General features: G+C 40.5%; 14 protein-coding genes. 8 read left to right on the top strand and 6 right to left on the bottom strand.

All coding sequences use genetic code 11. The features are described from left to right. Positions 1-41: 41 nt before the first annotated feature. Positions 42-1,037 carry a hypothetical protein gene (locus HWQ41_RS08800; protein WP_292761584.1) on the bottom strand — a complete coding sequence of 332 codons (996 nt, stop codon included), beginning with the start codon at positions 1,035-1,037 and terminating at the stop codon, positions 42-44. A 140-nt stretch (positions 1,038-1,177) separates the two neighbouring features. Here HWQ41_RS08800 and HWQ41_RS08795 point away from each other — a divergent pair, with 140 nt between their 5' ends. Then, the gene (locus HWQ41_RS08795) at positions 1,178-1,513 is read left to right on the top strand and encodes a XisI protein (protein ID WP_292761582.1); all 336 of its coding nucleotides are present in this window, start codon (positions 1,178-1,180) and stop codon (positions 1,511-1,513) included. A gap of 120 nt (positions 1,514-1,633) precedes the next feature. On the opposite strand, the gene HWQ41_RS08790 is transcribed toward HWQ41_RS08795, so the two are convergent. The 5 genes from HWQ41_RS08790 to HWQ41_RS08770 form a co-directional block, all read right to left on the bottom strand. Continuing rightward, a complete protein-coding gene (locus tag HWQ41_RS08790) occupies positions 1,634-2,881 on the bottom strand; it encodes a bifunctional sterol desaturase/short chain dehydrogenase (protein WP_292761580.1) in 1,248 nt (415 codons plus the stop codon). Positions 2,882-2,990: 109 nt separating this feature from the next. Beyond that, positions 2,991-3,941: a fatty acid desaturase gene (locus tag HWQ41_RS08785; protein WP_292761579.1), complete on the bottom strand. Its 951-nt coding sequence runs from the start codon at positions 3,939-3,941 to the stop codon at positions 2,991-2,993. A gap of 122 nt (positions 3,942-4,063) precedes the next feature. Continuing rightward, complete coding sequence (locus HWQ41_RS08780) at positions 4,064-4,687, bottom strand: Uma2 family endonuclease (RefSeq protein ID WP_292761578.1); 624 nt, start codon at positions 4,685-4,687, stop codon at positions 4,064-4,066. Between the two features lie 409 nt (positions 4,688-5,096). Beyond that, the gene (aroF, locus tag HWQ41_RS08775) at positions 5,097-5,969 is read right to left on the bottom strand and encodes a 3-deoxy-7-phosphoheptulonate synthase (RefSeq protein ID WP_292761577.1); all 873 of its coding nucleotides are present in this window, start codon (positions 5,967-5,969) and stop codon (positions 5,097-5,099) included. A 534-nt stretch (positions 5,970-6,503) separates the two neighbouring features. After that, positions 6,504-6,731, bottom strand: a complete 228-nt coding sequence (locus HWQ41_RS08770) for a hypothetical protein (protein ID WP_292761576.1) — start codon at positions 6,729-6,731, stop codon at positions 6,504-6,506. A 299-nt stretch (positions 6,732-7,030) separates the two neighbouring features. On the opposite strand from HWQ41_RS08770, the gene HWQ41_RS08765 reads away from it, so the two are divergent. From HWQ41_RS08765 to HWQ41_RS08735, 7 genes are all read left to right on the top strand, one after another. Continuing rightward, positions 7,031-7,525: a hypothetical protein gene (locus HWQ41_RS08765; RefSeq protein WP_292761574.1), complete on the top strand. Its 495-nt coding sequence runs from the start codon at positions 7,031-7,033 to the stop codon at positions 7,523-7,525. A gap of 91 nt (positions 7,526-7,616) precedes the next feature. Then, positions 7,617-8,264, top strand: a complete 648-nt coding sequence (locus tag HWQ41_RS08760) for a pentapeptide repeat-containing protein (protein WP_292761573.1) — start codon at positions 7,617-7,619, stop codon at positions 8,262-8,264. Positions 8,265-8,441: 177 nt separating this feature from the next. Further along, positions 8,442-8,612 (top strand): hypothetical protein, encoded by a 171-nt coding sequence (locus HWQ41_RS08755; RefSeq protein ID WP_292761571.1) that lies wholly within the window; start codon positions 8,442-8,444, stop codon positions 8,610-8,612. Between the two features lie 83 nt (positions 8,613-8,695). Further along, positions 8,696-9,550, top strand: coding sequence for a DUF72 domain-containing protein (locus tag HWQ41_RS08750; RefSeq protein WP_292761570.1), 855 nt, complete (start codon positions 8,696-8,698; stop codon positions 9,548-9,550). 213 nt (positions 9,551-9,763) lie between these two features. Next, positions 9,764-10,204, top strand: coding sequence for a hypothetical protein (locus HWQ41_RS08745; protein WP_292761634.1), 441 nt, complete (start codon positions 9,764-9,766; stop codon positions 10,202-10,204). Between the two features lie 320 nt (positions 10,205-10,524). Then, a complete protein-coding gene (locus HWQ41_RS08740) occupies positions 10,525-11,487 on the top strand; it encodes a protochlorophyllide reductase (RefSeq protein WP_292761569.1) in 963 nt (320 codons plus the stop codon). A gap of 371 nt (positions 11,488-11,858) precedes the next feature. After that, entirely contained in the window at positions 11,859-12,323 is a 465-nt protein-coding gene (locus tag HWQ41_RS08735; RefSeq protein ID WP_292761568.1) for a DUF29 domain-containing protein, read from the top strand. Positions 12,324-12,432: the final 109 nt, after the last annotated feature.

Here is a 12,432-nt window from a genome sequence, read left to right as displayed (position 1 = left end):
TTGAATGAGCCATAAAAGCACGAAGCAAGAAGAGTAAAACATCAAGAAAAGACTATTATTTGTTGTAAATCAATCATAGCTTTATCAAGTAATTCTTTTTGTTTTATTTCCCAATTACTAAATCTAATTACAAACCATCCTTCTTTCATCAATTTTCTAGCTTGTTGTATATTTTGAGAATATTCTTCTTCACTAGCTAACCAGGTTTCCTGATTGTGCTTACGAGTTGCATAATGACTAATATCGTCAATAAAAATAGCAAATTTTTTATTCTTCCAGAAAGCTACAAAGTCAACCCTATAAATATCGTTGATATTCAGAGATGAGGTAGGATTTAAATATTTTTTTGATTGTGAATGCCACTGTATCCAAGCTTGAGGTATGAGTATAGGTATATTTTGATTAGCCATATTAAATGTTTTAGCATAATGGAGAAAAAAATTTGTTTCGTATTCAGTTTGATTCATGTCTCTCAAGGCTCTTCTTAAACTTGTATCTGTTGTTCCTAAATGTAAATTAAAATTTTGTGCTAATTTTTGATAAGTTAAATCAGGATAAACATTAAAGTCTATAATTCCAATACCATTTTTCCATTCAAATTTTAACTTTTGGCTACCTTGATCAATTTGAACAGCAAACTCTGGTTTAGGTTTGCCAAATGGCAATCCCACAGGAAATTGTGATATAAATAAACTATTATTAGGTATAATTGGCTGATAAATTACTCTATTTCCATCAAATTTAAAGCCAATGTCTGATAGTGTTTTACGAAAATTATTTTTTGCATCATCAGATAAATAAGTAGAATACAATATTGTTTCTATAACTTGATTCAATTTGGGTATTATTACTGGACTTTCCCAATCGACTGATTTATAGTATTGATTTATTAAATCACGTTTATACTCAAAATTTATTGATTCATCTCTGGTAAAGCCTCCACCTGAAAAAATAGTGTCTATTTGCCTCTTACTGAAAAAATCACAGCAAGATTGTTCAAGATAAATTTTTAAACTTATTAGAATTGGATTTGACATAGTAATTATTTATATTTCCAGAAACATTACTAATTTAAAATATTACTATATTTTTGTATTCTTACTTTTTGCCTTTGCGTATTTGCTTGAGATAAAATTTGTTTCCTTGTCTTTGACTCAAAACGAGAGGTGGTACTGCAATGGATATCTTAGATAATTATCGCCAAATCATTCAAAAAATATTAAACGAATACGCCCAACTCCCCTACGCTTATGGAGAACTAGAAAGACAACTAATTATAGACCAAACTGCCAACCATTACCTACTACTAACATTAGGCTGGGAAAATAATCAACGGGTGCATGGTTGCTTAGTCCATATTGACATCATCAACGATAAAATCTGGATTCAAAGAGACGGTACAGAATACGGTATAGCCACTGAACTTGTTAACGCTGGTATTCCTAAAAATCAAATTGTTCTCGCATTCCAACCAGTCGATATCAGACAGTACACTGAATTTGCAGTTACTTAATTAAGTGTAATTTAGTAGGTGCGTTAGCGACAGCGTAACGCACCCTACGAAAGTTGTAGGTTCTCAAGTCTGAGATCCTAAACTATTTGAAATAGTCACTGGCTTATAATCTGGCAATTATTAACTTTTCGCTGTTCGGCTGAAGATTCGATAGTATAGCGATGTACTAGTTTCTTTTAAGGGAAACAGCAGATAGGTGAGAGGATTTATTGCCACGATAATATTTCGGAAGTCGCGCCGTGCCAAAAATAAGATCGCACGAGCAACTTGCTGTGCTGACATCACTCCATAAGGATTCAGTTGACTCTTAAATGGGCCAAGAATTAACTTGCGAATTACACAATCCCCGTCCAATCGCTTGAGGGTAACAATATCTCCTAGCGATCGCTTGCTGAGTTCATAAAGCGGACTCAGCGCTGGAGAAACCTCAGCCTCAGAAGTGTTTACCCAGATTTCCTTAGTTGCTTTTGCTTGTGGCCCTGTTACAGTTGTCGAAAATATATCCATCAACCGCAATGCTGAAAAGGTATTCACCTCGTATGAGGAGTTGATGGCCTCTGGTGTGCGGCTGGTGTAGACATTGACTCCGTGGTTGATAATTAAAATATCTACTTTCTCTAAACTATCCCTCAAATTGGCTTCATTGCCCAACTGCCAGGGAATCACCTTCACCCCAACTTGCTCTACTAATTTTTCTGGATTAGTGGTTAATGCGACGACTTTAGCATTATTTTTTACAAGTTCACCCACTAACGCTTGCCCCAACGCTCCTGAGGCTCCGGTTAAAGCGACGGTTTTCCCCTTGAGAGACAGTCCTGTGCCAAGAATTTTATCCACTAAGGGAAAGACACCACTGTAGTAAGCGTTGACATCATCAAAATGATGCCGCCAATGGTAAGACCGATTCACCCACCAAATGGATGGAATTGTCTCTAAAGGGCCGGGTAAGTGGTTGAAGTCTGTATCAATTTTTCCCTGAAAATACCGCATAGACGCGCCATATAAGAAGGTGCAAGCATAAGCTACTCCCAGCCATAACCCCATTTGTTGGACAATTAAGGCAATGACTACCAAGACCACTAGCAGTAGACTCGACTCTAAAATGTCGTGATAGAGCTGGGATTCTTGATAAACTTTCAGGGAAACTATCGATAAATCACGGCGATAGGCCATGTGGTGCTTGTTGTGCCATTTCGCAAGCCAATTGACTTGGTGACACAAAGCATGGTATGTGTCTCTCAAGACCTCAGCAAGTAAAAGTGAAATAAGTCCCCAACTAGCAAACTGTAAGCTGGCATTTAGCCAAACCCAATTAATTTGTAATCTTGACTCAATTCCCATCAAGTTTTCAGCTAGCATTTTTATCATGTTTGTCTATACTCGTTTTTCTTAATCATTCTTCATGATCTGATAAAGGTGCATTAAGGTCGAGTCTAGAACAAATAAAAATCAAATAGACTTATTGTTATCCTACCAATTACCAGAATTTAGCCACAATATTCCAGTTGACTTTCAGATAGCCAGGTTCAATGTGGGTAAAGTATTTGCTCAATTGCTGATGTGCTTTTGGTAGGGCATGGAACGGAATTGATGCGTACAAATGATGCTCTGCATGAAATGGCATATTCCACATGAAAAATCGCACAGGCCAGAGGGTCAGCGTTGTGCGGGTATTCGTGAGCAGATTTGCGTCCAGAGTGCAACCTGTATGTTCTGCCAGCAGAATAAACCGGAGAATTGGCTGACCGACAAACAGGGGCAGCAGCCAATACAGGAAAAACCAAGGCTGATTAACTAGAATTGAAACAGCGATCGCACCTGCATAAATACCTAATTGCCAACGTGTAGAACGAATAACTTCGGCTCGTGCTGCTTCTGGCACAAATGGAAAATCGTCAAATTGACCAGTTGCAACCTGAAAATGCCCCCGTATTTTACCCCACCACCACAGTAAACCGCTAATTATCAACAAGTATTTGCCCAGGTTGCTCGGTTTGAGATCGGTTAGTTCTGGATCTTTGTCAGGAACGCGAGTGTAACGGTGATGCCACTTATGATAACGACGAAAAAACGTACTGTTGTAAAATGAGAGCAAGCCGGAAAACCAAGCTACAGCATCATTCAAACGATTGTTAGCCAAAGCCGTTCTGTGAACGCATTCATGCATCGGTGCAAACATCGAAGCCAGACTGAAGCCGTAGATTACCAGTGGTGGTATAGCCACCAACCAATTGCCAAAATTCGTTGCCCACAGGTAGCCACTGCAACCCACAACAGTGAGATGAAAAGCCAGTTTAACTAGCCCTTTGCTGTTGGAGCGATCGTTTAGAAGACTTAATTCTTGTACAGTGAGAATCTGACAGAAGTTTTGCTCGTTATCAGCTTTGTATTCCAATAATTCAGATTGAATAATTGCGTCATTAGACATAATTTTAAGTAGGTCGGCGTGAACGATTGCGCGTGGGTTCCTTTTTAACTCCTGAATTCTAACTCCTGAATTCTAACTCCTGAATTCTGACTCCTGATCTAATTTTAATAGACCCCGTGAATTTAGCTGACCACACCAGCGCGAAAAATTTGTTCTGCGGTTAAATTCAACTCTGGGAAAGTTGGTGATTGGATACGGTCATTACCTCGAAATTTACTAATAAGATACTCACCTTCTTCTAAACAGCAAACCAAGATAGTAGGTTCTTTTGGCTTGCCAATGAATTCCCTACCGCCCAATGCAGCATAGTCCACAATCCAGTATTCAGGAATTCCCATTTGTTCATAGTCAGCGTATTTTTTGTGGTAATCATCACGCCAATTAGTACTCACTACCTCCACTATTAAAGGAATAGATACGGCAAGGCTTACAGTAGATGCTTTTTTCCATAGAGATTCGTTTGCTAAATTAGGCTGATTTAGTATCAGGACATCTGGTGAATAAGCTGATTCGTTTTCAAGTGGTTTGACGAATGCTGCTTTTGGGATGAAATAAGGAAGATTTAAGCGACTATATTCTAAAGTGATTTTTGTAGCTAAAAATCCAACGACCTCTTCATGGTCGCCTGTTGGTTGTGTCATCTCAACAATTACTCCATCATGCAGTTCATAACGTTGTTGTGGGTTGTCTGGGTATTGAGCAACAAATTCATCAAATGTAATTAGTTTGCGTAAGACTTGAGTCATGGCTTTATTCCTCAAAGCAAAACTGATATGAGCGTGAAGAAGGCAGGAGGTAAGGAGAGCGGGGCGAGAAAAATGACTTATTCTAAGCGTATTGCAATTTTAATGCTTGTTCATCCTTTGAACTCCGTTAATGAGTCTTTGAACTGGATGAATCCACCTTTGATACTCGTTAACGAGTCTTTGAACTGGATGAATCCACCTTTGATACTCGTTAACGAGTCTTTGAACTGGATGAATCCACCTTTGATACTCGTTAACGAGTCTTTGAACTGGATGAATCCACCTTTGATACTCGTTAACGAGTCTTTGAACTGGATGAATCCACCTTTGATACTCGTTAACGAGTCTTTGAACTGGATGACGAGCCTTTTAACTCCATTAATATACAGAGTACATTCTCAACTGAAATTTAAGCAGCACAAAAAATCGGGGCAGGTTCCAAACCCGCCCCGATCGCTTCTGATATACTGCGCCCAACGGCTGTGGCTACAGGCTTTAAACTATTAACTAAATGCACCATATCTTCTAAAGAAAGTGCTTGACGGGCATCAGAAACAGATTTTTCTGGTTCTGGGTGACATTCAATAATTAATCCATCTGCACCGCAAGCGATCGCAGCCCTAGCCAGAGGTGCCACCAGTTCCCGTTTACCGACGGCATGGGAAGGATCTACAATCACAGGCAGGTGAGTTATTTGCTTGAGTGCTGCCACTGCCCCTAAATCTAGGACGTTGCGGGTGTAATCATCGAAACTGCGGATACCTCTTTCGCACAACACCACATCAGGATTACCGTAACTGAGGATATATTCAGCAGCCATGACGAATTCTTCAATTGTCGCTGCTAAACCACGCTTGAGCAGTATTGGTTTACCAGCTTGTCCCAAAGCTTTGAGCAAGTCAAAGTTTTGCATATTGCGGCTACCAACTTGAAGCATATCAGCATGAGCGGCGACTACTTCAATTTGGGAAATTGACATCACCTCCGTAACAACTGGCATATTGTAATGCGATCGCACCCTTGCCAAAATCTTCAATCCTGACTCTCCCATACCCTGGAAAGCGTAGGGAGAGGTGCGGGGTTTGTAGACACCGCCACGCAACCCCTGCACGGATGCAGTAGATAGCTTTTGGGCGACTATCTCCATTTGTTCTAAGCTTTCAACGGTGCAGGGGCCGCCGATAATTACCAGTTCTTCGCCCCCGAAAGCGACTTTTTCTGAGATTTTAACGATTGTCTGGTGGTTCGGATGAGATTGTGCGGCAAGTTTGGCATTAATCATGGTTTCATTCTCCTAAAAAATTAAGTATTGGGAAATTCCATTTTGGATTTTGGATTTTGGATTTTAGATTTTGGATTAAATTTCAATTCTTTAATCTAAAATTCTTACTCCCACTCCCCAGTAACAACAAAAAAGCCCGAAACCTTTAAGAGTTCCGGGCGCGTTCTGATTCATTGGCATGACGCTATTTACCCGGAACTTACTCTGGGCCAAAAGTAAAAGCCATAAAACCAGCTACTGAAATAAGTCATGACGATGAAATTCTCCTTAAAAAAACAAAAACCGCAGAGTTCACTCTGCGGTTCACCGGGCGGTTTCCGTTAGGAAACTCGATTCACCCCCGGTGAACCACCTTAAACCAAAAATAAAAGTAGGAATTTGTGTTAAGCATTTGCTTGACTTTTGCTGGAAAACTTAATAACTATACCTATCTTAGGTAAGATTAACAGGAAGAGTAGGCGGTGTCAAGACCCCCACAAACCATCAAAAAGCGATAGACTCAGTACAACTGTGGGAGTCAAGACTAGTACTCTGTCAAGTTGAAATTGATGGGTAAGCAAGTTGGTAGTAAGAACTAAAGTCTTTACTACAAACCTTCAAAACTAGCTTGACAAAGTAGTAGTAACGCTTGGCATAATTCAAAATCACGCCCTGTTTTGATTGTGTGGTGAAGTACTTGTTGGTTGTTTGCCTAGACGAAGAAAGTGGCTTGTCATTAGATATCACCAAAGTTATATAAGTTAACAAATATTGTTGTGTCATGACTAATGGGTAGTGTAAATGATCAAAAATCAATTGTGAAAAATCTAAAAATTCAAAATATGGCCATTCTTTAATGAATAGAATACAGCTAACTCAAGGTAATCACAGAGAACTCTAAGCGGTGACTTCCGTCCCTCATAAGTTCAAAGAGCCAGGATTGAGAAGTTAAAATATATAATTATCCTGACTTGTCACCTCACCTTGCGAAAGCTTATTGCAGACAATTCATGATCGCCATACATTATTCTTACCCCAGTCCTCATTGAGCAGATCAACTTTTTAGGATCATCAGTTTCATTATGCCTAGTTCCAAAATCTTAGCCCAATCTTTCGACTATCATGGAGTTTACCCCTGCCCAGTCTGTCGGATAGGTAAGATTTATCATATGCCATTGATGGAAGCTATGGCTTGTGACTTTTGTCACGAGATTTTTACAGTCAACCTAGAACTACAGCAAATCAAAATGCCTTCTAGGCAACCACCCTTAACTTGGCGTTGGAATGGGTTTAGTTGGACAGAAGCCCAGTTGGAAGGTGTGGAATTAGGTTGGGGTTATGGACTAGCAGCAGCAGTTTTTGTAATTCTTCCCACGACTCTAATTGGCATAGTAGCTTACTATTTTCCTCCTACACTAAAGGAACCTATTACCTGGATGCCATATATTTGGACAATATTAACTTTCTTATCACATTTATCAATTATTGTTTGGATTTTTATTGAAGTCTATCAGATTCCAGTTACAGCATATTTGAGAGCGATCGCTCGATGGAGAAATGGCGAGATGGGGAGATGAGGGAGCAGGGGAGTAGAGGAAGTGACAAAAGATGCAGCGGATAGACGGCTCCATCACTGATAATTAAGTTGATTGTCCACCAAAATATCGTATGAGCGATCTGGAGCAGTACTATAGAGTTTTGGAATTAGAGCCTGGGGCAACACTTGAAGAAGTGAACCAGGCTTACAAAGATTTAGTCTTTGTTTGGCATCCCGATCGCATTCCCAAAGACAATCTCCGTTTACAGCAGAAAGCACAAGACAAGCTGAAAGCCATAAATGAAGCTCGTGAAAAGTTGCGCTCTCTAAAAACCAAACATCAAACCACACATAACTCACCGTCACCTCAAAAAGAAAAACCATCTCAAACAACCCAGAAACCACCAAAGCAAAACTCAGACTTGAGTGGCAAAGACTACAGTCGGGCAAATTTGAGCAATAAAGACTTATCTGGCAGAAATCTGAGTTATGCCAATTTGAGTGGTGCTAATCTCAGTGATACTTTTATGCACAAAGTCAACCTCAGAGGTGCAAATTTATCTGAAGCAAATTTATTTCGGGCAAACCTACTTTTAGCCGATCTCAGGGAAGCGAATTTACGCGCTGCTAATTTGATTGGCGCGGATCTCAGTGGGGCCGACTTGCGAGGAGCCGACTTGACGGGAGCGCGGATTCGTTCTGGTGAGCGTCTTCTGGTTAAACTAGTTGGTACTAACTTAGCAGGGGCAATTATGCCTGATGGTTCAATTTATCAATAGACCTCTTGCAAAAGTCAAAAAATCAGGAATGTCATTCTGTTCGCGCAACGTTCCCGCAGGGTACGGAACCCAGTGGAGAGAAGAATCTTACAGATGTTTCGCTCCACTTAACATGACAATTACTTATATGCCTCTTTGCTTGCCCAAAACACCAAAATGAATAGGCCATCTACTGAAATGAGTAAGCAATATGCCTTTTTACTTGCTAAATCTACTGAAATGAGTAAGCAAACAGGCATTTTGAGAAAGCAATATGCCTTTTTGCTTGCTGAATCTACCGAAATCAGAAAGCAATCAAGCATTTTGAGAAAAAAATCTGCGATTTTAATGATCAGCAGTATCCTTTAACAAGTCGGGAATCTGACCTAACTTCATCCATCCCTACAACCAACCTGTAAAATTAAATATATACCTCAAGACTTTTAGGCACTGTGAACTTTTTTATCGGTTGTGCTGTTTGGGCATATAAAGGTTGGGTAGGCGAACTCTATCCCCAAGGTACTCGCACTGCCGATTTTCTCCATTTCTACAGTCGTCGCTTCACCACTGTAGAAGGTAACACCACCTTTTATGCCGTGCCTAACCAAGAAACTGTAACCCGTTGGGCTGCTGAAACACCAGTAGGTTTTGAATTTTGTCTGAAATTACCGCGAGATATTACCCATCAAGGATTGCTACAACCTTATATTCCGGCTGCTTTAAAATTTCTGGAGGGGATGCGCCCTTTAGGTAAGCATCTCGGCCCAATCTTTGCCCAGTTACCACCCAGCTATGCACCTGCATTACTTGATGATTTGACCAACTTTCTGGAAGCTTGGCCGCGTACAGACGCACCTCTAGCGGTGGAAGTTCGGCATCCCGACTGGTTCAAGGAACCCCATGCTAGTAATTTGACGGCGCTTTTAGAAAAGTTAGGTGTCGGACGGGTACTGTTAGACTCACGCCCCATTTACACTGGAGATGATGATCCCCAGTTGCGATCGGAACGACGCAAACCTAAATTACCGTTGCAATTGAGTGTGACAGCACCTTTTACTCTGATTCGGTTTATTTCTCATCCGAATTTATCAGTGAATCAGCCATTTATGGAAGAGTGGGTGAGACAGGTTCAGCAATGGTTACAGATGGGAGTGCGTATTTATTTCTTTGTCCATTGTCCCATAGAAGCGCGATCGCCTAGCACAGCCCGTCACTTCCAACAGCTATTGGAACAGAGTGGTACACCAGTTCCACCCCTACCTTGGAATAACCTTGAGCATCCCCCCAATCAACTCAGTTTATGGTGAGCATATTTAGTAGATAATTGGTGTTGTAATACTTTTCTGTTAAAGCTTGATACTTCCCCATTCCATAAAAATGGGGGTGATAGCCCTCTTTGCTAAATTGTGATCAAGGTATATGTGATGCCTGAGAATATAACTAACAGAAATGTATTAACTTTTAGTGTGTATGTGATTTCAGCAAATTTTTTAAGAGCAGTTACACCAAAGGAGGTTGAGATGAGTCGTCTTCTTTATGAAAAATCAGTCTCATATAAAGGATATCTCATCATTCCATTTGTTTTTGGCAAGGCGGATAATTACGAGATTTATTCGTATAAATTGCTAGCTGAAATTGGGCACAGAAGCCAATTTCATAAAGCAGAAAACCCAGCAGGTATTTATGGAAGTGACGTTAGTAATATGGTTGATATTGCTAAAGAACATATTGATCAATATTCAGAGTTTGTTCATAGAGGGGATAGTTTTAAGTCTCGCTACATTTATCGCAACAATTTGATTATCATCTTCCAAGAAGAAGACAAATGTTTTTATGACCATTACCCACCAGAGTTATTGAATAATATTGCAGCTCCAAAATTATTCAAATCCGAATATGAATGTCTGAGTTGGATTAAGCAAGGGCTTGATGGGCGACATGTGTGGCAAAGAGCTATTTGAAGAAGACAGGAGTTAGGAGTTAGAAGTTAAAGGAATTTTTATTCCACAAGACTGCTATCTAAAGATAACTCCGTTTACTCAAACGGTTCTAAGCATTGCTGAAAAGTCTGATACTAACAAATTGGTTAAGCAAATGAGCTGTTATTAAGCCGGGATATTAAGGGGATATGAAAAAGAAATTCATATTTCTGCAAAATATTAGCTGGAAACCTCGATTTACATGGTTATTTCTTACCAAGTCTTAAACTAAAGTTGACAAAAATAGTTGGTAAAACTCACTGGTGTGAGATCCTAGAGACAGTCAATAAAAGCTAAACAGAATGGAACAACATCAGAAGCCAACGGTTGTAATTACGGGTGCCTCTTCAGGGGTGGGTTTGTATGCTGCAAAAGCTCTTGCTGAAAGGGGATGGTATGTGGTATTGGCCTGTCGGGATTTAGCGAAGGCACAAAAAGCTGCTCAAGCTGTGGAAATCCCCTACAACAGTTATACCAGCATACATATCGACCTTGGCTCCTTGGAAAGCGTTCGACAGTTTGTGAAGAACTTCCGAGCAAGTGGCAAGTCCCTAGATGCTTTGGTGTGCAACGCCGCAATTTATATGCCCTTAATAAAAGAGCCGTTGCGAAGCCCAGAAGGTTACGAGTTAAGCGTCGCCACAAATCACCTTGGTCATTTCCTATTGTGCAACCTGATGCTAGAGGATCTAAAGAAGTCATCATCTTCAGAGCCAAGGCTCGTCATTTTAGGAACCGTTACGCACAATCCAGACGAACTGGGTGGGAAGATTCCACCACGTCCCGACTTGGGCGATTTGCAGGGCTTCGCAGAAGGGTTTAAAGAGCCGATCACGATGATTGATGGCAAGAAATTTGAACCAGTCAAAGCTTACAAAGACAGCAAGGTTTGCAATGTGCTAACTATGCGGGAACTGCATGAACGCTATCACAAGTCAACTGGTATCATCTTCAATTCTCTCTATCCGGGATGTGTTGCAGAAACGCCGCTATTCCGAAACCACTATCCCCTGTTTCAAAAAATCTTCCCATTATTCCAGAAGTACATCACTGGGGGATACGTGTCTCAGGAATTGGCGGGAGAACGGGTTGCAGCGGTGGTTGCCGATCCTGAGTACAATCAATCCGGTGTCTATTGGAGTTGGGGAAATCGCCAGAAAAAAGATGGCAAATCCTTTGTTCAAAAAGTCTCTCCTCAAGCCCGTGATGACGACAAAGGCGATCGCATGTGGGAACTAAGCGCAAAGTTGGTTGGAATTGCGTAATCATAGAGGAGGTGGCATTACCCTTGTGCATGATTCATGGATTCATCAATCCACTTTTTTGAATGAACCAGTATTATACGCAGGTAAGCAATGATTGAGGTGATTATTAAGTCACCTCTGACTTTATTGATAGTTTATTTATGATATAAAAAATCTGACTATCCAAACTGACAAAAGTATTAAAACAGCTTCAGAACTATTGCTTAAAACCCGTTATTATCAAAATTGGTCGCCAGAAAATCTAAAATATGTTGGTTTTCCTAGAAAGTAGGTAATATCGCATTCTTCCAGAGTCAGTAGGGTGCGTTATACTGAGTTAACGCACCGATCTTAATTGTAAAGATATGCGAGATATTATCTAAACATTTCTGATGGAAACTGCCATGTCTTCTCTAAAGGCACATTCCCAAACCCTATATGAGACTGATTACTTGCAATGGATAGAAACGACTGTAGAAAAATTGCAAAGTCAGGATTATGCAAACGTGGACTGGGAGAACCTAATTGAAGAAATTGCCAATATGGGAAGGAGTGAGCGCCGGAGTCTCAAGAGTAATCTGATTGTAATTCTGATGCATTTGCTCAAATGGCAGTTTCAGCCGGACAAAAAAAGTGGTAGCTGGGAAGGAAGCATCATTGAACATCGTAGACATGTCAAAGAAGCTCTAAATGATTCGCCTAGTCTCAAATCCTATCTTGAGAGCGTCTTTGCGGAGTGTTATGCACAAGCGGTTAAGCAGGCAAAAGCTGAAACTGGTTTGTCAGTCGAATCCTTTCCTGTGATGTGTCCATACCAACTACCAGAAGTCATAAATGATGAGTTTTTACCTCAGTAAGCACTGAATCGGTCTGTATAGCAAAAGTTGCTGCCCAGATCCCCGACTTCTTGAAGGATACTGCTGGCGAATTGAGGGTAAGACCCCTCAAGGTAACCAGTTTTAGAAT

It is taken from the genome of Nostoc sp. NOS(2021), from assembly GCF_017115025.1.
GTDB lineage: Bacteria > Cyanobacteriota > Cyanobacteriia > Cyanobacteriales > Nostocaceae > Nostoc.
Note: the sequence above shows the minus strand (reverse complement) of the source record. Positions and strands in the feature narration are given on the sequence as shown.